We start from the raw sequence: 22876 nt of genomic DNA, 5'->3' as shown, positions 1-22876 counted from the left end.
CCCCATGCCCGCCTCTTATAACGTCACCGAACATTTCTACGATGTGGTGGTGGTCGGCGCCGGCGGCGCCGGTCTGCGCGCCACCATGGGCCTGGCCGCTGCCGGCCTCAAGACCGCCTGCATCTCCAAGGTTTTCCCCACCCGCAGCCACACGGTCGCGGCGCAGGGCGGCATCTCCGCCGCACTCGGCAACATGGGCGAGGACAATTGGCGCTGGCATATGTACGACACCGTGAAGGGGTCGGACTGGCTCGGCGACCAGGATGCCATCGAATACATGTGCCGCGAGGCCGTGCCGGCGGTGATCGAGCTGGAGCATTTCGGCGTGCCGTTCTCGCGCACCGAAGAAGGCAAGATCTATCAGCGCGCCTTCGGCGGCATGACCAAGGAATACGGCAAGGGCCCGGCGCAGCGCACCTGCGCGGCGGCCGACCGTACCGGCCATGCCATCCTGCACACGCTGTACCAGCAGTCGCTGAAATACGAGACCGAGTTCTTCATCGAGTATTTCGCCCTCGACCTGATCATGGACGATGAGGGCGCCTGCCGTGGCGTGATGGCCTGGAACCTGGCCGATGGCACGATCCACCGTTTCCGCGCCCATATGGTGGTGCTGGCCACCGGCGGCTATGGCCGCGCCTATTTCTCCTGCACCTCGGCCCATACCTGCACCGGCGACGGCGGCGGCATGGTGCTGCGCGCCGGCCTGCCGTTGCAGGATATGGAATTCGTGCAGTTCCACCCCACCGGCATCTACGGCTCCGGCTGTCTGATCACCGAGGGCGCGCGTGGCGAAGGCGGCTATCTGGTGAATTCCGCCGGCGAGCGCTTCATGGAGCGCTACGCGCCTTCGGCCAAGGACCTGGCTTCGCGCGACGTTGTCAGCCGTGCCATGACCATGGAAATCCGCGAGGGCCGCGGCGTCGGCAAGAACAAGGACCACATCTTCCTGCATCTCGATCACCTCGATCCGAAGGTGCTGGAAGACCGCCTGCCGGGCATTTCGGAAAGCGCCAAGATCTTTGCGGGCGTCGACGTGACCAAGCAGCCGATCCCGGTGCTGCCCACCGTGCACTACAATATGGGCGGCATCCCGACCAACTATCATGGCGAAGTGCTGACCCTGAAGGACGGCAACCCGGATACCGTGGTGCCCGGCCTGATGGCGATTGGCGAGGCGGCCTGCGTGTCGGTGCATGGTGCCAACCGCCTTGGCTCCAATTCGCTGATCGACCTCGTGGTGTTCGGTCGTGCTGCCGGCATCCGCGCCGCCAAGGTGGTGGAGAAGGACGCCAAGCATCGCGACCTCAAGAATGCCGGCGATGAAGCCCTGGCCCGCCTGGATCATTTCCGCCATGCCAAGGGCGGTTCGCCCACGGCGGTGATCCGCGACAAGATGCAGCGCACGATGCAGAATAACTGCGCCGTCTACCGCACCGGCGAGGTGCTGGAGGAAGGCGTGAAGCTGATCGATGTCGTGAACAGCCAGATGTCGGATATCGCCGTCAGCGATCGCGGCATGATCTGGAATTCGGATCTGGTGGAAACGCTGGAGCTGGACAACCTGATCGGTCAGGCCGTGGTTACCATGCATGGCGCCGCCAACCGCAAGGAAAGCCGTGGCGCCCATGCCCGCGAGGATTACGCGGACCGCGACGACGAAAACTGGATGAAGCATACGCTGAGCTGGCTCGACCGCAGCGGCAAGGTGACCATCGACTTCCGGCCGGTGCACACCTACACGCTGACCAACGAGATCCAGTATATCGAACCCAAGAAGCGCGTTTACTGAAGGGCCACCCCAATGGTTGCTTTCAATCTGCCGACCAAATCCCGCGTCACCCAAGGCAAGACGCATCCCGCGCCGAAAGCCGAAGGCGGACACCAGCAGAATCTCAAGACCTTCAAGGTCTACCGCTGGAATCCCGATGACGGCCAGAATCCGCGTGTCGACACCTACACCGTCGACATGAACGATTGCGGCCCGATGGTTCTCGACGCCCTGATCAAGATCAAGAACGAGGTCGATCCGTCGCTCACCTTCCGCCGCTCCTGCCGCGAAGGTGTCTGCGGTTCCTGCGCCATGAATATCGATGGCCGCAACACGCTGGCCTGCACCAAGGCCTGCGAGGATGTGGACGGTGAGGTGAAGATCTACCCGCTGCCGCATATGCCGGTGGTGAAGGATCTGGTGCCGGATCTCACCAACTTCTATGCCCAGTATGCCTCGATCAAGCCGTGGCTGCAGTCCGAGAGCCCGGCGCCGGCGCGCGAGCGCCTGCAATCGGCCGAGGACCGCAAGAAGCTCGACGGCCTCTATGAGTGCATCCTCTGCGCCTGCTGCTCCACGTCATGCCCCAGCTACTGGTGGAACTCGGACCGTTATCTCGGTCCTGCCGTGCTGCTGCAGGCCTATCGCTGGATCGCCGATAGCCGCGATGAAATGACCGGCGAGCGCCTGGATAACCTGGAAGATCCGTTCCGACTCTATCGCTGCCACACTATCATGAATTGCACTGATACCTGTCCGAAGGGCCTGAATCCGGCCAAGGCAATCGGTGAAATCAAGCAGAAGATGGTGGAGCGCCGGGGCTGAGCAACGGTTAATGCACGCAATCGGGCAGGTTGCCCGAGGTGAGGCAACTTATAGGGTGGGTGCTGCAGCTTTGGTCACATTTGGGTTTATTTTTGCTGCAGCGCCCCATACCTCAGCGTAATATGATGCCTCAGCAAGCGTTGACGTTGGTATGCCGAATCTTCTGAAAGATGCCCCCAGACAACTGGCTAAGATGAGCCAGGAACGCCTCCGCGAGGTGGTGCGGGAGCATGAGGCACATCTGGCGGGACGCGGCGACGCCAAGCCGGCGAAACTCTCCTACACCGATCTGTCCGACGCCGACCTTTCCGGCGCCAATCTGGCCCAGGCCGATCTCACCGGCGCGCGGTTGCACCGCGCCCGCCTCGATGGCACCCGGCTGTCGCTGTCGAAATGCGCCGGTTCCGATTTCCGCAATGCAACACTTGATGGCGCCGACCTGCGCTGGGCCGATCTACGCGGCGCCTGCCTGCGCGCCGCCGGCCTGAACGATGCCAATTTCGCCGAGATCGATGGCGGTGATGCGGTGGCGCCGGTCTACGATTCCGAGGGCCGCCTCACCGACGCCTCGACGCAGCAGCGCCGGCCGCTCGACCTTTCCGGTGCTTCGGCGCAGCGCGCCGATCTGGCCGGCGCCAGCCTCGGCAAGGCTTTCGCGCTGCATGCCGATTTCGCCGACGCCAATCTCGGCAAGGCCGATCTGGCCGGCGCCGATCTGCGCAAGGCGCAGCTTGTCTCGGCGCGGTTGAACGAAGCCAATCTCGCCGGGTCGGATTTCAGCGGCGCCAACCTGGCCGGCGCCAACCTCGCCGGCGCTTCGGTGGATGGCGCCAATTTCACCGGTGCTGACATGCGCGGGGCCATCCTCGATCAGGCGATGCGCAGCCTGCCGGAATTCGCCGAGGCGGTGTTTGCCGCCGTGTCGCGCCACAGCCGCGAGGAATTGACGGTATTGCTCGAACGCCACGCCGCCTGGGTGATGAGCGAGGGTCGTGAAGGCGAGCGCGCCGATCTTTCCGATTTCGATTTCCGCGGCATGAACCTGGCCGGCGTGAATCTGATGGGCGCCCTGCTGGAGCGTGCCTGCTTCGCCGAGACCCTGCTTACCAGCGCCAACCTGGCCCTGGCGCGGCTGAATTTCGCTGATCTGCGCAAGGCTGATCTGCGCAAGGCCAATCTGCGTGGCGCAAACTTAAGCCGCGCGGTGCTCGATGGCGCCGACATGTCGAATTCCAATCTATCGGCGATCCGCGACGAGGCCCGCGCTGGCCGCGTTGCCCGCACCAACTTGAGTGCGGCCAAGCTGAAGCAGGTGAAGCTGGTGGGGGCCAATCTTTCCGGCGTCAGCCTGGTCGGTGCCGATCTACGCGATGCCGATCTCACCCAGGCCAATCTCACCAGCGCCGATCTCACCGATGGCCGCTTCACCGGCGCCAAGCTTTCCGACACGGTGCTGAACGAAGCCCGCACCGAAGGTGCGCGCGACCTGGTTCTGCCGAACTGACGGCACGGCTGTCATCCTGGGTGTTCGACCTGGGGTCGCATTTTACAAGACGCTGTATGGGATGCCCGCTTTCGCGGGCATGACGATCAAGAAATATGCCGCTGGGCGCGGTAATCGTCGCTCTGCATTTCATTAAGGCGGCTGACGCAGCGCTGGAATTCAAACGCGCCGTCGCCGCTCGGATAGAGCGTTTCCGGCGGCGCTGCGGCCGAGGCAATCAGCTTCACTTTGGCTTCGTAAAGCGCATCGATCAGCGTCACGAACCGTTTCGCCTCGTTGCGCCGGTCCGGCCCCAGTTCCGGGATGCCGCCCATGATTACCGAATGGAAACTGCGCGCGATGGCCAGGAAATCCGCCGGCCCGAGCGGGCTTTCGCAAAGCTCGGCGAAGCTGAACCAGGCGACGCCGCGCGCCTGGCGCGGCACATGCAGCTTGCGGCCCAACAGTTCGATATCCGCCGGTTCGCCGGCCTCGTCGTCGGTCAGCAGCGCGAAGGCGCGCGCCAGGGCGGCATCGGATTCCGCCCCCAGCGGGCTATGCCACACTTTCGCGCCAGAGAGCCGCTGCAGCCGGTAATCGCGCGCGGCGGCAAGCTGCAGCACATCTAGCTTTTCCTTGAACAGCGCGATGAATGGCACGAAAAGCGGCCGGTTGAGGCCGTTGAGATAAAGCTCGTCTGGGGCACGGTTGGAGGTTGCCACCACCACCACGCCACGGTCGAACAGCTTCTGGAACAGCCGGCCGAGGATCATGGCATCGGCTACATCCGTCACCTGCAATTCATCGAAGCAGAGCAGCCATGCCTGTTCGGCAATGGCCTTGGCCACCGGCTTGATCGGATCGTCGCCGCCCTTCTTTTTCTCAGGCGCGTCTTCCGGCAGGCTGCGGTAGCGGAAAATCGCCGCATGCACCTCCTGCATGAAGGCATGGAAATGCACCCGGCGCTTCTTCGCTACCGGTGCGGTGGCGAAGAACAGGTCCATCAGCATGGATTTGCCGCGCCCGACCTCGCCGAAGATATAGAGGCCCTGCGGTGCCGGCTCGCGCTTGCGGCCGAAGCTCAGGCGCTGCAGCCAGCCTTCATCGCCCTGGCCCGGCGTGTAATGCGCCAGGCGACGGCTGAGCAATTCCAGCTTCTCGGCGGCAAGTTCCTGCGCCTCGTCGCCCTGCAATTCGCCCGCTGCCAGCTTGGCGCGGTAAGTCTCCAGCGGTCCCATGCTCAGGACCTAGCAATGAAGCTGGCAGGGATCAAGTCGCCCAGCATCAAGCAAAGCCTGGGGGATCAAGTCTCGCCCAGTACGGCTTTGGCCTGGGCCATCACGCGCGCCACGATGGTTGCCACCGGCTCAGGCTTGGTCATGGCGGCGGCCTGACCGGCCCAGAGCGACAGGTAGCCGGCCTCGCCCTGGCGCGCGGCGGCCTGCCGCATCGGGCGGCTCCAGGCATTGGGGATCGGGTAATCCGGGATGATCTCCTCGCGGCCTTCCAGCCGTTCCAGGAAATCATTGCGCAGGCCGCGCGCCGGCCGCCCGGAAAAGGCGCGGGTGATCGTGGTTTCGGTCTGGGCCGGGCTGGTCAGCGCGGCGCGGTAGGCGGCACTGGCGCCACTTTCCGGCGAAAGCAGAAAAGCCGAACCGAGGGCTGCGGCGCTGGCGCCAAGGCAAAGCGCAGCGGCCACGCCGCGTCCATCGCCGATACCGCCCGCCGCCAGTACCGGCAGGCCGGTGGCATCAACGATCTGCGGCACCAGCGCCATGGTGCCGATCATGGATTGGCTGAAGGGCTTGAGGAAACTGCCGCGATGGCCGCCGGCCTCCGCGCCTTGGGCGATGATGGCGTCTACGCCGCGCTGCTTGAGCACCAGGGCTTCAGCGACGGTAGTGGCAGTGCCGATCACGTAGATACTGCGCTGCTGCAGCGCGGTCACCAGATCCGCATCCGGGGCGCCGAAGGTGGAACTGAACACTGGCGGCGCTTCTTCCAGCACCACCTGCATCTGCGCCTCGAAGCTTTCCTCGATCTGGGCCGGTGGCTGCGGCGGCTCCAGGCCGAGCGCCTGATGTGCCCGCGCGATTTCGGCGGCATAGGCGGCTTCGCGGGCCGGATCGCGGCCCCAGGGCACCGGGATGAACAGGTTCACCGCGAAGCTGCGGTCGGTGCCAGAGCGCATGGCACGGATCGAGTCGCGCAGCTTGGCCGGGGTGAAATAGGCAGCGCCAAGCGAGCCGAGGGCGCCTGCCTTGCTGGCTTCCAGGCTCAGCGGCACGGTGGATGTTTCGCCGGCCATCGGTGCCTGCACCAGCGGGTGATCGAGGCCAAGGCGGCGCGTGAAATCATTGGCAAACAGCATGGCATTCCTCCTGCTGCCGGCGGGGCGAGACGTTTCCGGCAGTCTGGACCCGATGATGGGGCGGCGCCAGCGGAAATCAGCCGGCCTTGAGTAATTAAAATTTTATTCTAGAAAAATATTCTAGATGCCGTATAGTGCGGCCATGGCCAAGACAGCCCTTGCCGTCCGTCCGAAACCGTTGCCCAAGGCGCCGCCGAAACCGCCGCGCGGCGAGATCACGCGCGGCCGTATCCTGGCGGCAGCACTTGGCTGTTTCTCACGCCATGGCCTGCAAGGCACCACGATTGAGATGATCCGCGATGCCGCAGGTGCCAGTACCGGCAGCATCTATCACTTCTTCGGCGACCGCGAAGGCATTGCTGCCGCGCTGTATGCCGATTGCCTGGCGGGTTCGCGCGAGGCGTTGCTGGCCGCCCTGGCAAAGGCGCGCGGCGATGCCGCCGGCCTGATCCGTGCCTGTGTCGCCGGCCATATCGGCTGGGCGACGCAGCATCGCGCCGAAGCCGCCTTCCTGGCCACTGCGCGCCGCGCAGGTGCGCTGGCCAAGGCCGATGCCGATATCCGTGCTGGCACGCGCGCGTTCCATGGCCAGGTCGGGGCGCTGTTCCGCCAGGCCCAGGGGGCGGGCGGCCTGGCGCAGATGCCGGCGGAAATCCTGCTGGCGCAACTGATCGGCCCGGCGCAGCTCTGGCTGCGGCTGTGGCTCGATGGCCAGGCCAAGGAAAGCCCGGCCCAGGCGATCCAGCATCTCGGCGACCTTGCCGTCGCCGCCCTGCTTTTCACCCCATCCAGGAGTAAATGACATGGCCGCGCAATTGATGAAGCAGTGGCACAGTTTCAATCGCCTGCCCGGCGGGCGTTACCTGTTTGGCCGTCTGCTCGGCTTCGTGGTGCCCTATGCCGCGACGATCCGGCCCGATGTGCTGAGCCTGGAACCCGGTCGCGCCCGCATGCGCCTGGCCGACCGCCGCGGCGTGCGCAACCATCTGCGCTCGATCCATGCCACGGCATTGATCACCCTGGCCGAGACCACCGCCAACCTGGCAATGAGCAGTGGCCAGCCGCGCGAAGGCCGTTGGATCGTCACCGGCATGGACAGCGATTTCCTCAAGAAGGCGCGGGGCCCGATCACGGCGGAATGCCGCATTGAGGACCAGGATTGGTCGAAACCGCAGGATGTGCAGGGCCGTGTAGAATTGCGCGATCAAGCCGGGGACCTGGTGATGCTGGCGCGGCCGCGTTGGCGCATTGGTCCCGCATAGGCAAGGGCTTCCTCGCTACCCCGGTGCTGGCTATGCTCGGGTCATGGAAACGCCGGGCAGCACTGCTCCTGAAACCCAGCTAGGCAGGGAATTCCGCGCCGATGGCCGCCGCGCCGCCGGCCTGCCGCCGGATGTGTTGAAGCAGCTCTATCAGCTCTCTTTCTGGCCGGCGATGCTGGGTGTGATCGAGACCCTGGGGGTGCTGGCGGCGGCGATTGCCGTGTCGCTGGTCTGGTGGACGCCCTGGGTGGTGGCGCCGATGCTGGTGGTGATCTGCTCGCGCCAGCAGGCCTGCTTCGTGCTGGCGCATGATGCCGCGCATTACCGGCTGTTCGCACAGCGCTGGCTCAATGATCTCGTCGGCTGCCTGGTGGCGATCCCGGTGGGCATCTCGATGCGCACCTACCGCGTGGTGCACCGCCTGCACCACAATCACCTCTATGAGTCGCGCGATCCTGATATTCCGCTGCATGGCGGCTATCCGCGCGGTCGCGCCTATCTGGCGAAGAAGCTGCTGCGCGACCTCACTGGCGCCACCGCGCCCAAGACCTACGCCTATTTCTTCGGCGCCCCGGCGATCAATGACGACGCCACCGCCGTGAATCGTCCGCTCGACGATACCGCACCGGAACTGCGGCGTGCCGCGCGTATCGACCGCTGGTGGGTGGTGGGATTCCATGTTGCCGCCCCCATCGCCGCCTATGCTGGCGGCTATCTGTTGGAATACCTGGTGCTGTGGCTGCTGCCGCTGGTGACGCTGTTGCAGGCTTTGCTGCGGCTGCGCGCCATCTGCGAGCATGGCGCGGTGAGCGACACCACGTCGCCGCTGCTGGCGGCGCGCAGCAATACCGGGCCGGGCTGGCTGATCTGGCTGATGTTTCCGCATAGCGTGAACTATCACATCGAGCACCATCTCTATCCGGCGATCCCGTTTTACAATCTGCCCCGCGCCCATGCCGAGATGCAGGCGCGCGGCCTGCTGCAGGGCGCCGAGGTACGCGATATCCGCGACACGCTGCGGCGCATCTTCGCCGAGCGGCGCAAACAAGCGAAGCCGGCCCAAGCGTAATCGGCCTGAAGGAGATGACCATGCAGATCGGCCTGTTGCTGTTCCCCAACCTGACGCAGCTTGATCTCACCGGACCGTTCGAGGTCTTTGCCCGCACGCCGGGCGCCACAGTGCATCTTCTGTGGAAGACGCTGGAGCCGGTGCGTGATGATCGTGGTCTGCATCTATTGCCGAGCAAGACACTGGCTGAGGCGCCGCAACTGGATGTGATCTGCGTGCCGGGCGGACCGGGTCAGATCGACCTGATGCTGGATGACGAGGTGCTGGAATTCCTGCGCCGCCAGGCCGATGGCGCGCGCTGGATCACTTCGGTCTGCACCGGTGCGCTGGTGCTGGGTGCCGCTGGCTTGCTGAAAGGCTACAAGGCGACCACCCATTGGGCCTCGCATGACCAGTTGGTGATGTTTGGCGCCTATCCGGCGCAGGCGCGGTATGTAATTGACCGCAACCGCGTCACCGGAGGCGGCGTCACCGCCGGCATCGATTTCGCGCTGGCGCTGGTGGCGGAAATGCTGGGCGAAGATGTGGCCAAGGCGATCCAGCTTTCCATCGAGTATGATCCGGCGCCGCCGTTCAATGCTGGTTCGCCTGAGGGAGCAGGGGAAGTTGTTTTGAGCAAGATGCGCGGCGTGATGGCGCCGATGCTGGAAAAGCGCCTTGCTGCGAGCAAGGCGGCCGCCGCGCGGCTTTAAGCGCAACAACTACATCCGGCGCTTCCGCCAGCCGTCCCCATGATGGGACGGCTGGCGCAATGTGCTTACGGCTTCTGCGCGGCGAAGGTGCCGGCGGCCTGATAATTGGTACCGGTGAGCGTGAAGTTGCCCGCCGCCGCCTTCACCGGATCGGTGCCGCCCTTGAAGAACGAGCCTGCAAGCTGGCCGGTAATGCCGGCGCTGCCGGTAAGCGCGCCATTGAAATCGCGGCCGTTACCGGAAGAGAGCGCACCGCTGATATTGGCAAGGTTGTCAAAGCTGTTGATTGTCGCCGTACCCGCCTTGGTGGCGAAGTTCCAGCTTTGGGTATAATTGCCCATGGCAATGTAACGTGCGCCGTTGTTGTTCACGCTGCCGATCACGCTGCCGTTGTAGCTGGCGGTGCCGGTGGTCGGCACTTCGGCCACATTCGGCAGTGTACCGGCGACCCAGGTGGCGAGATGCACGCGGTCGCGTTCGCCATTGGTATCGCCGGTGCCGTGGCGGATATCGGTGATCCACCAGCCCCATTGCAGATAATCGCAGCTACACAGGGTAACGCCGCTCGGGATGGCACTGGAGGAAACCTCCGCCAGCGTGTGGGTTACCATGATGCCGCGTTGGTCCACGCTCACCGAGGAGCCGCCATTCACGCTGGCGCCGCCATTGAAGGTGTTGTCGGTGGCGCCGGCGATGTCGCGGGCAGCATAGACCTGATCATTGATGAAAGCGGAAGAGCCGGCGGACGTACCGGTGATCGAGCCCATCTTGATCAGGTAGCTGTTGGTGCTGGTGCCGTTCAGCGCGTCACCAAGCGAGAAGTTGGCGGAGACGCGGTTGTTTGCCGCGCTGGTCTGGATTGTCACGTCAGCCGCCGTGCCGCTCTGGTTCACCAGCACGCGGTCAGTGCTGTTCACCACACTGCTGCTCGGCGGGGTGATTTCCATCAAGCCGCCGGCATAGCCGTTGAGCGTCTGGCTGGTGCGCCCGGGTGCGGCCAGGGTGGTGGAGTTGGTGCTGGTCCGGTTCGCGACTTCGAAGAAATTGTAGCTCGAGCCAGTCAGGTTGGTATGCGGCTGATTGAAGGCCAGCGCGGTCTCGCGGTCGATGGTGCCGTCCACCGTGTTGGTCACCGTGGCATCTGGCGTCAGCACCATGTGATCCGCATTCGAGCCATAAATGGCGTTGCGCGTATCGGCATCGGCGCTGGTCACGTTGCTGACAAGCCGGGTGGTGGCACCGGTAGCATTCATCCGGATCGAGCCACGCATGCCACCGGTCAGCGCCACGTCGTTATTCGCTGCTTCCTCGATGAAATTGCCGGTTTCCGCCACCAGGAAGGATTGCTGCGACGCGCCCTGGCCATAGATGCCGATGGAGGCCTGGGTATGCACCGCACGCTCCGGCGCGGAACTGGTGCCGGCATAGGTCAGGTTGCTGGAGAAGGCCGCGTAAAGCGGCGAGACCGTGCGGGCGTTCGAGAGGTTGGTGTCAGCATACGTGATCGCGGTGCTGGCGAAGGGCACCGGGTTGTTGCCCTGGCCCATATTATAGCTGGCAAGCCCAAGGGTGGGGAAATCCACGCGCGGAGTCGGATTGCCGCCAAACACCACGGTACGCGCCGTGTTGTCCAGGGAGTCGCGCAGGCCGGCAAAGAAGAAGGTCTGGTCGGCGGCGTAATACACCGTGCCGGCCTGCTGGCCATAGGGCGAAATCACCGTGGCGGCACTGGCAGTGTAGCTGCTGTTTGACGGCACGGCGTAGAAATACAGATCGCCTTCCGTGGTGCTGGCCCTCATCCAGGTCTGATCCAGCCGGGTGAAGCTGATATTGGTGTTGTTGTAGGCACTCACGGCCGTGGCGCGCAGCGTCGAGTTATTGAAGCCGGTGAATGGATTGATGCTGTTGGTTGGGTCAGAGCGCAGGAAGCGGCCGAGAAAGCCGGTCGAGGCAGTATTGCTGGAAGCGGCGATGGTGCCGATGGCGTTGTAGCCGGTGCCGCTCAGGGTGAATTGGCCGCCGACATATTTGGCATTGTTGCCCAGGCCGTCGCTGAAGAAGGAACCGTGCATCGAGCCGCTGATGCCGCTGGCATAAAGCTGCGTCAGGTTGGCATTGAAATCGCGGTCGTTGTCCGGGGCGCTTCCGGTGCCGACAAAATTATAGCTGTCGAAGTTTGTAATGTAGATCTGGCCAGTCTTGCTGGCGAAGTTCCAGGTCTGGAGATAGTTGCCAAGCGTGAGGTAGCGGTTGGAACCATTCGTGACACTGCCGAGTGCCTGGCCCCGGAAAGTGGCGGTGCCGGTCTGCTGGATGGCGCTTGTCGCCGGCAGCAGGCCGGTGACGAACGTGCCCATATGCACCCGGTCATTCGGCCCAGAACTCGCTTCCTGCATGTTGCTGAGCCACCAGCCCCAGGACAGGTCGTTACATGTCGCACAGAAGGCGTTGCCCTGGCTGACGAAACTGCTGTTGACACTGGCCAGCGCGGATGAGGCGAGGAAATTCTGGGCGCTCTGCACCGGCGTGCCATCGACGCTGCTATTGCGGCCATAGGACTCGCGGGCGGCATAGAGCTTGTCGTTGATGAAGGAGGAGCGCGACACGCTGTCGTTGAGGCCAGCATTCACGTCGCCGAATTCCACCACGAAGTCCTGCGTACTGCCCCGCAGGGTGAAGGTGGCGCGTGCCTGGTTACTGGTGGCGTTGGTGGTCAGCGACACATTGGTCGGGTCGTGATCCTTGGTGTAGAGGATCTGATCGGTCTGGCTGGCGCGTTCCAGCATGCCCGAGGCATAGCCTTGCAGTGTGCGACTGGTGCGGGTGGGGCTGGTAACGCCGCTGGGATTGCTGGTGCGCGTGGCACCATTCATGAAGAAATAATCCTCCAGCACCGGCGTGGTGGCCGCTTGCGAGGAAATGCCGATCTTGGTCGTGCGGGTGACGGCTTCGGTGTCGGTATCGAGGTAGAGGCTGTCAGGCGTCAGTACCAGGTATTCACCAGTATCACCAAAGACTGACGAGCCATTGCTGCCGGCGGCGGCGCTGCTGACAGTGGAGGTGTAATTCCGCAGTGTGTTGCTTGCCCCGGCGCGGAAGGAGCCGTTGACACCGCCGGTCAGCACCACATCGTTATTCGTGGTGTCGTTGGCAAAAACACCGGTCATGCCCGAAAGCATCGACGACTGGCTGGTGCCCTGGCCGGCGATCGAGATCGTCGCCTGCAGATTGGTGGCAAGAGCGCCGGTCATGCTGCTGGGCAGCATGTTGCTCGAATGGTTCGAGTATAGTTTCGATACCTGGGCAGAGGAGCTTACGGAGGTGGAGTTCATCTCCGAGCCCATCAGGGGCACGGTGTTCACGCCGTTCAGCAGGGTATAGGTGCTGAAGCCACTATGCCGGAAATCAGCCGTGGTGGTCGGTGTGCCGCCGAATAGCACCAGCTTGGTGGTCGAAGCAGCCTGACTCTGCAGCGAGTAATAGAAGAAATCATTATCCGAACTGGCGTAACCACTGCCAGAGAGAGCGCCGTAGGGCGAACTGGAAACCGAGAGCGTGAAGGCCGAATCTTCGACATTGATCGGCAATGTCAGTGTCGTGCCAGTGCCGATTGGAGTGGAGGCAATGGTGGCCTGCAGCGATTCCGACGCATTCTTGTTCGCGGCGTAGAGTCGGAAATTGCCGCTATTGATGGTCTGATTGTAAGTCGAGTTCACCGTCGCGTTGCCATTGGCGACGTTGGTGCCGGAGAAAATCTCGGCGGTGGTGCCGTTATCATAGAGGAAACGGCCGATCCGTCCGGGCAGTTGGGTGATCACCGGCTGGTTGGTATTGTTCACCACCTGCTGGGTCTGAGTCTGGGTCTGGCTGCTGTTAACCGACTTGCTCGCCTGGTCCGTGCTGGAGGATTGCTGCGGGGCCGGGTTGGAGGATTGCTGCTGCTGCACCTGAGGCGCGGGCGACACCGTCGATATCGACGACGGCGGGGCGGATGAATTCTGCTGCGAGACGCCCGAACTGGACAGGCCGGCTTCGATATTGCCGCCACCGCTCGGCGCGCCGCCACCGCCGCTGTCACCGCCGCCACCGCCGCTGCTGCCGCCACTGGAGCCACCCTGCCTGGCGGTCTGGGAGTTGGTCTGGCGGATCTGCTGCGCCGTCACAATCTGCGGCGGACTGGGTGGGCCGGCTGGCGGTGTAACAATGGCCGTGCCTGGCACCGTGGCGGTTTGCGTCACGCCCGCCTGCGTAACGGTCATCTGGTTGCCATACAGGAAGGTCGCGGTGGAGGTTGTCCCCGGCGTCGCTGCCGGATTGTTCGCAGCGCCGGGCCCGGTTGGCTGATTCTGCGTGGCTTGAATGACGGCTACGCCGCCACGGATGCCCATGGTGGCACTGCCGGCCTTGATCTGGACCGGGTTTTCCTTGGAAATCTTGCCGCCGATGAAACGGAAGGTTCCTTTAGCGACCGACACGGCCATCTGCCCGGTGCCCTTGGCCGGATCGTAGACAAAGGTATCCAGCACCATTTCGCTGTTGGGGCCAATGGAAATGGCGCTGCCGTCGTTGAACAGCAACTGCACCTGGCCATTGGGGCCGGTTTCCACCTTCTCGTCCTTCAGCATGTTGGTGCCGACTTCGATCAGGCGCTTCTGCATCTGCGGCGGCGTGCCGGCTGCATCGGGGTTCACCGCGGCTGCCACGCCGATGGGATCGGAGGCTGCCAGGGCAGAGTGCAGGGCGAAGAGCGCCAGGGCGGGAAGAACGGCCAGGGCGGCGGCGCGGGTAAAGCGGCGAGCGGTCATGGCTTGTGCTCCTAGAAACGGTAGCTGACGCCGAGCGTCAACGCGTTGTTGGTATACTGGTAGTTCGGCAGCGAAGACGTGCGAATGGTGCGCGCCAGCATGGCAATCGCGGTCCAGTCCTTGTTCAGCGGCACCGCCTGGGTCAGCGAGAAACGCCAATCCTTGTCGAAGCGCGTCACGTTCGCATTGATGGTGGCGTCGGGTGTCTCATAGGGCGTGAAGGCGCGGGTAACGCTGCCGATCAAGGTCCAGCGCGGCATCGTGCCATCAAGTGGCGAGTCGAAATTCCAAGCGGCACCGAAGGTCCAGGCATATTCGAAATTGCCCTGCGAGTCAGCCTGGGTTTCCTGCTTGGTCAGGCTGCCGCCGAGATTGAGGCTGAGATCCTGGTTGATTACGCGGACAATGCGGGCGCGCAACGCACGTTCGATGCCATCGCGGTCGCTTTTGGTCGGGCTCTTGAAGCTGTCGCGGTAGCGTTTGTCGCGCCATTCCGTCGACAATTCGGCCAAGGTCAACGGATCAAGCGTGGCGCTGAGCGAGGCGCCGGCGCCGGGCGCGAAGAAATCCCGCACATCGTTGATCGCCACATAGGTGATCAGGCCGTAGGGGCGGAAGGTGAGATCGTAGTCGTTGCCGGGGAATATCTTCAGGCTCGGCCCGGTGGTGATTTCACCGAGCGTGACATCCACGGTTTCCTGCCGCATCTGGCGCGAGCCGAAGGTGGTGATGCTGGTATCCCAGGTATCGGGCTGCGCCGGATCCATCTGGTAAGTATGCTTGACGCTCAGCGCCGCGAAGGCATTCCAGTCCCGCTTCTGGGTGAACTGCGAGTCCAGCGTCGACGCGACACCCTGCACCGATACCACGCCATCGGCGGAAGCGGTGTTGGCGTTGGATTGCCAGCGTATGCCGGCAAACAGCGAGCCCGACCATTTATGCCGCTTCTGGCGGTTGTCGATTTCGGCGAGGAAGGCATCGACCTTGCTTTTCACTTCCGCCGGTGCGTTCGGATCATCCTTGACGGTCAGAAAGTAGGCGCGCGCAGCCTCAAACGAGCCAAGGCGGAAATACAAGGCGCCGAGTTCAAGCTGGATGCGCGGCAGATTCGGGTTGATGAACAGCATCCGCTCCAGCGCCGCTACCGCGCCTTCCAGATCGCCGGCCTTGATCGCCTCGCTGGCGAAAGCAAAGGTCTTGTCGAGATTGCCAGGATCGCTGAGCATCGCCTTGAAAGCTGCATCGTATTCCGGCGTGTAGTTGATTTGCTGCTGTGCCGAAGCTGCGCCCGAGCAAAGCAAGCCACCAATGATGGCCAGCGCGGACATGGTGAGGCGGCGCGAAGTCTTTTGTTTATGTGGCGACACGTCTGGAGCTTCCCCAAAGCACTACTTGCAGTACGCTGCTTGCAACCAAGCGAAGAATACGCAAATTCTTGTTCGTTGCGAAGCGGATTCAAGGCGATAATCTGCGAATTAACGGTAAAGCTACGATGCGGCGTGGAAACATCCACAACAGGGCGGAAAGTCTGCGGGGGTAAGCATGAAGTGGTTCAAGCAAGCCAGTGTTTATGTGCCCACCCTGGTTCTCGTGGTGGTACTGGGCCTGCGTGGGCTGGATCCGGCCGGCCTCCTGACAGATTTCCGCACAATTGTGTTCGACTATTACCAGCGTATCTCACCCCGGACGTTCCAGGATACACCCGTTCGAGTGATAGACATTGATGACGAGAGCCTGGAGCGAGTCGGTCTGCAATGGCCGTGGCCACGCCCAGTGGTTGCTGAGATGGTGGCGCAAATCGCCAACGCGGGGGCGGCCGCCATCGTGTTCGATATCGTCTTCGCGGAACCGGACCGTACCTCGCCGGGCCAGGTAGCCAAGCTGTGGGAAAAGATCACCGGCGCCGAGGATATCGCCCAGCGTCTCGCCGACCTGCCGGACCACGATGCCATGCTGGCCGACATTCTGGGCCAGGCCAAGAATGCCGTTACCGGCTTTGTCCTCACGGAAGAGAAGAATGACCGCAAGCCCAGGCTGCGTGCGGGTTTTGCCACCGCCGGCGACAATCCGCGCCCCTTCCTGCAAGGCGATTTCCACGGCACGGTGCCTACCCTGCCGGCCTTCGAGGCGGCGGCAGCGGGCAATGGCTCTTTCAATTTCCATCCTGGTCGCGACCTGGTGGTGCGTACCGTGCCGCTGCTGTTCCAGTTGAATGGCCAGTTGCTGCCCAGCATTGTCGCCGAGGCGCTGCGGGTGGCGCAGAATGCCCGCAGCTATGTCGTGCGGTCATCGGGCGCCAGCGGCCAGACCGCCTTCGGCGCCGCCACCGGCATCAACAGCATCAAGATCGGCAATTATGAAGTGCCGACTACCGCCGATGGTCAGATTCTGATTCATTTCACCCCGCCGGAGGCTAAACGCTACCTCTCGGCCTGGAAGCTGCTGACCGGCGAGTTCGATCCGGCCCTGGTCGAAGGCAATATCGTGCTGATCGGCACATCCGCCGCTGGTCTGCGTGATATCCGCCCCTCGCCGATCAATCCGGTGATGCCGGGCGTGGAGGCCCATGCGCAGGCCATCGAGCAGGTGCTGCTCGGCCATTACCTGCAGCGGCCGGACTGGTCGGAAGGCCTGGAATGGGTGTTCACCCTGGTGCTCGGCCTCGGCCTGATCGCCCTGCTGGCGCGCGGCGGGGCACTCAGCACGGCGCTGTTCGGCGGCGGCGCCATCCTGCTGGCTTTCGGCCTGTCCTGGTATGGCTACAGCGTCCATGCCCTGCTGGTCGATCCGGTGTCGCCGAGTTTGGCCGGTTTCCTGATCTATCTCTCCGGCTCGCTTATCGGCTACATGCGCACGGAGACGGAAAAGCGCCAGGTGCGCGGCGTGTTCTCGCGCTATGTCTCGCCGGCCCTGGTGGAGCAGCTCGCGGCGCATCCTGAGCGCGTCAAGCTCGGCGGCGAGACCCGCATCATGACGTTCCTGTTCTGCGATATCCGTGGTTTCACCGCTGTTTCGGAGCAGTTCAAGGGCAATCCACAGGGCCTGACCAAGCTGATCAACCGTTTCCTGACCCCGATGACCAACGTGATCCTGGATCGCCGCGGCACCATCGACAAATACATGGGCGATTGCATCATGGCGTTCTGGAATGCGCCGCTGGATGATGCGGACCATGCCGACCATGCCTGCGCCTCGGCCCTGCGCATGTTCGAGCGCCTTAAGCAGCTTAATGCCACGCTGGAGGCGGAAGCCAAGGCCGCCTCGAAGCCGTTCGTGCCGATCAATATCGGCGTCGGCCTCAATACCGGCGAATGCGTGGTCGGCAATATGGGTTCGAAACAGCGCTACGATTATTCCGTGCTCGGCGATGCAGTGAACCTGGCCTCGCGGCTCGAGGGCCAGTCCAAGACCTATGGTGTCGGCATCGTGGTGGGCGAATCGACCCGGGAAGCGACCAAGGCGGGCTGGGCGATGCTGGAACTGGATCTGATCGCCGTGAAGGGCAAGACCGAGGCGGTGCGGATCTTTGCCCTGCTCGGCGATGCCACCAAGGCAGCCGATACTGGTTTTCAGAAACTGCAGGCCGATCATGCCGCCATGCTGGCGGCCTATCGCAGCCAGGATTGGGATGCCGCCGAGGCGGCGATCCGGATTCAAAGCCAGGCCAATCCCGAACTGGAAGACCTGTACGACCTCTATCTGGAGCGGATCGGGGAATACCGCGCCAACCCGCCGGGCGAAAACTGGACCGGCGTGTACATCGCGACGTCAAAGTAGATAAATCAATTGGTTAGTTTGTTTTATCATTTTTATTATGTGAAATATAATAAAACTAAATGAATTTATGTGAAACTGTATTGACTATAGAATGTCAGTGTAAAATATTCCCTGGCACAGACTGCTAGCGGGGAATGCCGATCCGGGCGTTCCTAAGCGATGCTGCCCCTGGAGCCGCCCCGATGTCGTCCTTTCCTGCCTTTCTCAATCTGCGCCAGCGACCGGTCCTGGTCATTGGCGGCGGCGAGAATGCTGCCCGCAAGCTGCGCCTGCTGCGCGATGCGGAGGCCGTGCTTACCGTGCTCGCCCCTGAACTCAATGCCGAACTGGCCGGCCTGGCGGCCGAGGGCGTGATCCGGCATCGGCCTGAGGATTTCACCCCGGCGGCGCTGGAAGGTTTCCTTATCGTCGTCAGCGCCGATCCGCGTGTCGATGAGCAGGTGGCGGCGGCAGCCCGGGCGCGCGGCCTGCTGATCAATGTTGTCGACCGCGCCGACCTTTCCGATTTCACCGTGCCGGCCATCGTGCGCCGGGGCGATATCACCGTCGGCATCGCCACCGAGGGCAGCGCGCCGATGCTGGCCAGTCGCCTGCGTGCCGAGATCGAGGCGATGCTGCCGAGCCGGCTCGGTGACTTGGCGAAGCTGGCCGGAGATTTCCGCGCCAGTGTCGCCCGTGTACTGCCCGATGCCGAACGCCGCCGCGCCTTCTGGCGCCGGGTGTTCGATGGCCCGGCGGCGGTCCAGGCACTGGAAGGCCGCCTTGGTGCCGCGCGCGAAACCATGCTGCGTGAACTGAACCGGCCACAAGCTGAAATCGCTGGTGTGGTGCATATCGTTGGCGCTGGCCCTGGCGATCCCGATCTGCTGACTATCGCCGCGCAGCGGGCGCTGAGCAGCGCCGATGTGGTGTTCTATGATGATCTGGTGGCGCCGGCGGTGCTGGAGCGCGCCCGCCGCGATGCCGAACGTGTACCGGTAGGCAAGCGCAAAGGCAGCCACCGCATTGACCAAGCCGGCATCAATGCCTTGCTGCTGCAGGCGGCGGAAGCCGGCAAGCGCGTGGTGCGGCTGAAAGCCGGCGACCCCTTCATTTTCGGCCGTGGCGGCGAGGAAGTGGATCACCTTGAGGCGCATGGCGCTGAGGTGGTGGTGATTCCCGGCATCACGGCGGCGCTCGGTTGTGCCGCAGCCGCCGGCATCCCGCTCACCCATCGCGACATGAGCCGCGCGCTTACGCTCGTCACCGGCCACGACAAGAGCGGCGAAGCAGCACTCGGCTGGGCTGAACGCGTGAAGGCCGATGAGACGCTGGTGATTTATATGGGCCTGAGCCAGGCGGCGGCGATCCGCGATGCATTGCTGGCCCATGGCGTCTCCGCAGACTTGCCGCTGGCGCTGATCGAGAATGGCAGCCGCCCGGACCAGGTTGTCAGCCAGGGCCGGCTTGCCGACCTGGTATCGCTCGGTGCCCGTCACGGCTCCGGCCCCACCCTGCTGGTGCTTGGTGCCGTGGCGGCGCGCGCCCGCGCCACGCAATCCATGCACCAGCAGCGCAAGATCGCTTAGGAAAAGAGCCCCGCCCCATGGCCAAAGCCCCGAAGCTCAAGCACAACCCGCAGATTGTCACCGCCAATCATCTGGTGCGCGGTGATGTGGTCTATCTCACCGCCGATTCCGCCTGGAGCCGTAGCATCAAGGATGCCGTCGTGGCACCGGACGAAGCCGCCGCCGCCAGCCTGCTGGCCGAAGCCAATGCCCAGGCGGCGCGCAATATTGTAGTGGCACCCTATCTGGTGCCGGTCGAGCCTGGCAGCACGCCCCCGCTGCCGGTGCAGTTCCGCGAGCGTATCCGCGCTCAGGGACCGACCACGGAAGCAGCCTGAGGAAACCGTCATGTACCGTTATGATCCATTAGACCAGCAACTGATCGATGAACGCCTGGCGCAGTTCCGTGGTCAGGTTGAGCGCCGTGTCAGCGGCGAATTGAGCGAGGACGAGTTCAAGCCGCTGCGGCTGCAGAACGGCCTCTACCTGCAGCTCCATGCCTACATGCTGCGTGTCGCCATTCCCTATGGCACGCTGGCCTCGCATCAACTCCGCGGCCTGGCGCGCGTCGCCAGCCGCTATGATCGTGGCTGGGGCCATTTCACCACGCGGCAGAATATCCAGTTCAACTGGATCAAGCTGGAGGATGCGCCGGAAGCCCTTGCCGTATTGGCGGAAGTGCAGATGCATGCCATCCAGACCTCGGGCAACTGTATCCGCAACACCACCACGGACCAGTATGCCGGCGTCGCCGCCGACGAGATCGAGGATCCGCGGGTGTGGTGCGAGATCATCCGGCAATGGTCGACCTTCCACCCGGAATTCGCCTTCCTGCCGCGCAAGTTCAAGATTGCCGTCACCGGTTCGCCGCATGACCGCGCCGCCGTGCGTGTGCATGATATCGGCCTGCGCATGCTGAAGAACGATGCCGGCGAAACCGGCTTCGAGGTCTTTGTCGGCGGTGGTCTCGGCCGTTCGCCGTTCATCGGCAAGACCATTCGCAGCTTCCTGCCGAAGCAGCATCTGCTGAGCTATCTCGAAGCCATCCTGCGTGTTTATAACCGCTATGGCCGTCGCGACAATCTCTACAAGGCGCGGATCAAGATCCTGGTGCACGAGACCGGGATCGAGAAGATCCGCGAGGATGTGGAAGCCGAGTGGGCGTTGATCAAGGATGGCGCGCTGAAGCTGCCGCAGGACGTGATTGACGGCATCACGGCGCAGTTCGCGCCGCCGGCCTATGCCGACCTGCCTGCTGCGCCGCCAGCTGCCCTGCTGGAAGGCCTGCGCCAGGACCGCGACTTTGCCCATTGGCACCGCCAAAACGTGGTGAAACATCGCCAGGCCGGCTATGCCATCGTCAATATCTCGCTGAAAGAGGAAGGCAAGCCGCCGGGCGACATTACCGCGGACCAGTTGGCGGCGGTGGCCGATCTGGCTGAGCGCTATTCCTTCGGTGAGGCCCGGGTCACCCATGAACAGAATCTGGTGCTGCCGCATGTCGCCCAGGCCGACCTGCCGGTGTTGTGGCGGGCGCTGAAGGCGCAAGGGCTGGCGACGCCGAATATCGGACTGGTTTCCGACATCATTGCCTGCCCGGGCATGGATTACTGCGCGCTGGCCAACACGCGCTCGATCCCGATTGCCCAGGCCATCGCGCTGCGTTTCAAGAACTGGCAGCGGGCGCAGGATATCGGTGAACTGAAGATCAAGATTTCCGGCTGCATCAATGCCTGCGGGCATCACCATGTCGGCCATATCGGCATCCTCGGCGTCGACAAGGCCGGCGAGGAATTCTTCCAGATCACTATTGGTGGCTCCGCCAGCGACGATGCGGCACTCGGCGATCTGATCGGCCCGGCGCTGAATGAGCAGGACGCGCTGCATGCCATCGATACACTGGTCGAGACCTATCTCGGTTTGCGTCAGGAAGGTGAACGTTTCCTCGATACCTATCGCCGCGTCGGCCTCGCCCCGTTCAAGGAGAAGGTCTATGCCGCTCATTAAGAACGGGATCGAAACCACTGACGACTGGATCCTGGTGGCGGATGACGCGGAATTGCCGGCGGACGGCAAGGCCGTGGTGTCGCTGAAACGCTGGCAGGAGCAGAAGGCGCAGCTCGAACAGCGCAACGCGCCGCTGGGTCTGAGCCTGCCGAACACGGCGGCGCCGGAAGAACTGAACGGCGATGTGCACCGTTTCGCCCTGATCGCGCTGAATTTCCCGAAATTCAGCGATGGCCGCGCCTATAGCCAGGCCCGTGTGCTGCGCGAGCATCTCGGCTACCAGGGTGAATTGCGTGCCACCGGCCAGGTGCTGCGCGATCAGCTTCTCTACATGCACCGTGCCGGCTTCGACGCCTTCGAGATCAACCGCCCCGATGCCGAAAAGGTGTTCAAGGCGGCCTTGCAGGAAATGACCGTGTTCTATCAGCCGACTGGCGATGACCGTGCCACGGCGCAGAATGTGCGTCTCGGCCTGCAGCAGCGCCTGGCGCGCAAGGCAGGGCTGTGAGTGCCGCGCTCGACATAGGCGGCGACGCGCTCGCCGATACGGCGGCGGTGCTGAACCGGCGCTTTGCCGGGCTGTCGGCAACCGACATGCTGCGCGTGGCGATTGATGAATTATTCCCCGGGCGCATCGCCCTGGTCTCGTCCTTCGGTGCCGATGCCGCCGTGCTGCTGCATCTGGTGGCGCAGGTGAATCCGGCAACACCAGTATTGTTCATCGATACCGGCAAGCTGTTCGACGAGACCCTGGCCTATCGCGAGCAGTTGACGGCGCAGTTCGGCCTTACCGATCTGCGCGTGTTGCGCCCCGAGCCGGCATTGCTGGGGGCCAAGGATCCAAGTGGCACTCTGTGGTTCCGCGATGCCGATGCCTGCTGCGCCATCCGCAAGGTGGAGCCGCTGCAGCGCGGCCTGAAGCCCTTCGAGGCCTGGATCAATGGCCGCAAACGCTTCCAGGCCCGGAGCCGGGCCGCTCTGCCGCTGGTGGAGGCGGTGGATGGCCGCTTGAAATTCAATCCGCTGGCCGGCTGGACGGCAGCGGAACTTACCGACTATGTCAGCCGCCACGGTCTGCCTGCGCATCCGCTGGCAGACCAGGGCTATCTTTCCATCGGCTGCGCGCCCTGTACCCAGCCGGTCACGCCCGGCGAGGATGCGCGCGCGGGCCGCTGGCGCGGCCAGGACAAAGTCGAATGCGGCCTCCATATGCCTTTACCGGCCAGCCGCCTTGGTGAAGAATAGAACGCTGAAAGTTTGTGAAATT

General features: G+C 63.6%; 17 protein-coding genes. 13 read left to right on the top strand and 4 right to left on the bottom strand.

Annotation, left to right across the window (positions count from 1 at the left end; translation table 11 throughout):
- The first annotated feature begins 4 nt into the window (after positions 1 to 4).
- From sdhA to V6B08_RS00215, 3 genes are all read left to right on the top strand, one after another.
- Entirely contained in the window at positions 5 to 1792 is a 1788-nt protein-coding gene (gene sdhA, locus V6B08_RS00225) for a succinate dehydrogenase flavoprotein subunit (RefSeq protein WP_341976887.1), read from the top strand.
- A 12-nt stretch (positions 1793 to 1804) separates the two neighbouring features.
- Positions 1805 to 2596, top strand: coding sequence for a succinate dehydrogenase iron-sulfur subunit (locus V6B08_RS00220; RefSeq protein WP_341976886.1), 792 nt, complete (start codon positions 1805 to 1807; stop codon positions 2594 to 2596).
- A 193-nt stretch (positions 2597 to 2789) separates the two neighbouring features.
- The gene (locus tag V6B08_RS00215; protein WP_341976885.1) at positions 2790 to 4100 is read left to right on the top strand and encodes a pentapeptide repeat-containing protein; all 1311 of its coding nucleotides are present in this window, start codon (positions 2790 to 2792) and stop codon (positions 4098 to 4100) included.
- A gap of 86 nt (positions 4101 to 4186) precedes the next feature.
- Here V6B08_RS00215 and zapE read toward each other — a convergent pair whose 3' ends face one another.
- On the bottom strand, positions 4187 to 5317 hold the full coding sequence (gene zapE / locus V6B08_RS00210) for a cell division protein ZapE (protein WP_341976882.1): 1131 nt from the start codon (positions 5315 to 5317) through the stop codon (positions 4187 to 4189).
- A 65-nt stretch (positions 5318 to 5382) separates the two neighbouring features.
- A complete protein-coding gene (locus V6B08_RS00205) occupies positions 5383 to 6450 on the bottom strand; it encodes an NAD(P)H-dependent flavin oxidoreductase (protein WP_341976880.1) in 1068 nt (355 codons plus the stop codon).
- 142 nt (positions 6451 to 6592) lie between these two features.
- Between V6B08_RS00205 and V6B08_RS00200 the strand changes: the two genes are divergently transcribed.
- From V6B08_RS00200 to V6B08_RS00185, 4 genes are read left to right on the top strand one after another with little or no spacing between them, the layout of a single operon-like run.
- Positions 6593 to 7252, top strand: a complete 660-nt coding sequence (locus V6B08_RS00200) for a TetR/AcrR family transcriptional regulator (protein ID WP_341976877.1) — start codon at positions 6593 to 6595, stop codon at positions 7250 to 7252.
- A 1-nt stretch (position 7253) separates the two neighbouring features.
- Positions 7254 to 7712 carry a hotdog fold domain-containing protein gene (locus tag V6B08_RS00195; protein WP_341976875.1) on the top strand — a complete coding sequence of 153 codons (459 nt, stop codon included), beginning with the start codon at positions 7254 to 7256 and terminating at the stop codon, positions 7710 to 7712.
- Positions 7713 to 7755: 43 nt separating this feature from the next.
- The gene (locus V6B08_RS00190) at positions 7756 to 8781 is read left to right on the top strand and encodes a fatty acid desaturase family protein (RefSeq protein ID WP_341976873.1); all 1026 of its coding nucleotides are present in this window, start codon (positions 7756 to 7758) and stop codon (positions 8779 to 8781) included.
- A 20-nt stretch (positions 8782 to 8801) separates the two neighbouring features.
- Positions 8802 to 9473 carry a DJ-1/PfpI family protein gene (locus V6B08_RS00185; protein WP_341976871.1) on the top strand — a complete coding sequence of 224 codons (672 nt, stop codon included), beginning with the start codon at positions 8802 to 8804 and terminating at the stop codon, positions 9471 to 9473.
- 65 nt (positions 9474 to 9538) lie between these two features.
- On the opposite strand, the gene V6B08_RS00180 is transcribed toward V6B08_RS00185, so the two are convergent.
- A complete protein-coding gene (locus V6B08_RS00180) occupies positions 9539 to 14278 on the bottom strand; it encodes a FecR domain-containing protein (protein WP_341976868.1) in 4740 nt (1579 codons plus the stop codon).
- An 11-nt stretch (positions 14279 to 14289) separates the two neighbouring features.
- Positions 14290 to 15606 carry a tetratricopeptide repeat protein gene (locus tag V6B08_RS00175; RefSeq protein WP_341976866.1) on the bottom strand — a complete coding sequence of 439 codons (1317 nt, stop codon included), beginning with the start codon at positions 15604 to 15606 and terminating at the stop codon, positions 14290 to 14292.
- Between the two features lie 214 nt (positions 15607 to 15820).
- Between V6B08_RS00175 and V6B08_RS00170 the strand changes: the two genes are divergently transcribed.
- The 6 genes from V6B08_RS00170 (at position 15821) to V6B08_RS00145 (ending at position 22854) form a co-directional block, all read left to right on the top strand.
- Positions 15821 to 18055: a CHASE2 domain-containing protein gene (locus V6B08_RS00170; protein ID WP_341976864.1), complete on the top strand. Its 2235-nt coding sequence runs from the start codon at positions 15821 to 15823 to the stop codon at positions 18053 to 18055.
- A 182-nt stretch (positions 18056 to 18237) separates the two neighbouring features.
- Complete coding sequence (gene cysG, locus V6B08_RS00165) at positions 18238 to 19623, top strand: siroheme synthase CysG (protein ID WP_341976862.1); 1386 nt, start codon at positions 18238 to 18240, stop codon at positions 19621 to 19623.
- 17 nt (positions 19624 to 19640) lie between these two features.
- The gene (locus V6B08_RS00160; protein ID WP_341976860.1) at positions 19641 to 19940 is read left to right on the top strand and encodes a DUF2849 domain-containing protein; all 300 of its coding nucleotides are present in this window, start codon (positions 19641 to 19643) and stop codon (positions 19938 to 19940) included.
- Positions 19941 to 19950: 10 nt separating this feature from the next.
- Positions 19951 to 21609 (top strand): nitrite/sulfite reductase, encoded by a 1659-nt coding sequence (locus V6B08_RS00155; protein WP_341976858.1) that lies wholly within the window; start codon positions 19951 to 19953, stop codon positions 21607 to 21609.
- A complete protein-coding gene (locus V6B08_RS00150; RefSeq protein ID WP_341976855.1) occupies positions 21596 to 22117 on the top strand; it encodes a DUF934 domain-containing protein in 522 nt (173 codons plus the stop codon). The genes V6B08_RS00155 and V6B08_RS00150 overlap by 14 nt, the downstream gene beginning before the upstream one ends.
- A complete protein-coding gene (locus V6B08_RS00145) occupies positions 22114 to 22854 on the top strand; it encodes a phosphoadenylyl-sulfate reductase (protein ID WP_341976853.1) in 741 nt (246 codons plus the stop codon). Before V6B08_RS00150 ends, V6B08_RS00145 begins: the two co-directional genes overlap by 4 nt.
- Positions 22855 to 22876: the final 22 nt, after the last annotated feature.

Source organism: Ferrovibrio sp. MS7, from assembly GCF_038404985.1.
Classification (GTDB): domain Bacteria; phylum Pseudomonadota; class Alphaproteobacteria; order Ferrovibrionales; family Ferrovibrionaceae; genus Ferrovibrio; species Ferrovibrio plantarum.
This window is presented reverse-complemented; position numbering and strand designations above follow the sequence as displayed.

Bases quoted from the DNA above. Each gene is read 5' to 3' on its own strand.
- zapE (WP_341976882.1), bottom strand. From the start codon at position 5,317: ATGGGACCGCTGGAGACTTACCGCGCCAAGCTGGCAGCGGGCGAATTG.
- V6B08_RS00180 (WP_341976868.1), bottom strand. From the start codon at position 14,278: ATGACCGCTCGCCGCTTTACCCGCGCCGCCGCCCTGGCCGTTCTTCCC.
- sdhA (WP_341976887.1), top strand. From the start codon at position 5: ATGCCCGCCTCTTATAACGTCACCGAACATTTCTACGATGTGGTGGTG.
- V6B08_RS00155 (WP_341976858.1), top strand. From the start codon at position 19,951: ATGTACCGTTATGATCCATTAGACCAGCAACTGATCGATGAACGCCTG.
- V6B08_RS00205 (WP_341976880.1), bottom strand. From the start codon at position 6,450: ATGCTGTTTGCCAATGATTTCACGCGCCGCCTTGGCCTCGATCACCCG.
- V6B08_RS00200 (WP_341976877.1), top strand. From the start codon at position 6,593: ATGGCCAAGACAGCCCTTGCCGTCCGTCCGAAACCGTTGCCCAAGGCG.
- V6B08_RS00220 (WP_341976886.1), top strand. From the start codon at position 1,805: ATGGTTGCTTTCAATCTGCCGACCAAATCCCGCGTCACCCAAGGCAAG.
- V6B08_RS00185 (WP_341976871.1), top strand. From the start codon at position 8,802: ATGCAGATCGGCCTGTTGCTGTTCCCCAACCTGACGCAGCTTGATCTC.
- V6B08_RS00175 (WP_341976866.1), bottom strand. From the start codon at position 15,606: ATGTCCGCGCTGGCCATCATTGGTGGCTTGCTTTGCTCGGGCGCAGCT.
- V6B08_RS00215 (WP_341976885.1), top strand. From the start codon at position 2,790: ATGAGCCAGGAACGCCTCCGCGAGGTGGTGCGGGAGCATGAGGCACAT.
- V6B08_RS00160 (WP_341976860.1), top strand. From the start codon at position 19,641: ATGGCCAAAGCCCCGAAGCTCAAGCACAACCCGCAGATTGTCACCGCC.
- V6B08_RS00150 (WP_341976855.1), top strand. From the start codon at position 21,596: ATGCCGCTCATTAAGAACGGGATCGAAACCACTGACGACTGGATCCTG.
- V6B08_RS00170 (WP_341976864.1), top strand. From the start codon at position 15,821: ATGAAGTGGTTCAAGCAAGCCAGTGTTTATGTGCCCACCCTGGTTCTC.
- cysG (WP_341976862.1), top strand. From the start codon at position 18,238: ATGTCGTCCTTTCCTGCCTTTCTCAATCTGCGCCAGCGACCGGTCCTG.
- V6B08_RS00195 (WP_341976875.1), top strand. From the start codon at position 7,254: ATGGCCGCGCAATTGATGAAGCAGTGGCACAGTTTCAATCGCCTGCCC.
- V6B08_RS00190 (WP_341976873.1), top strand. From the start codon at position 7,756: ATGGAAACGCCGGGCAGCACTGCTCCTGAAACCCAGCTAGGCAGGGAA.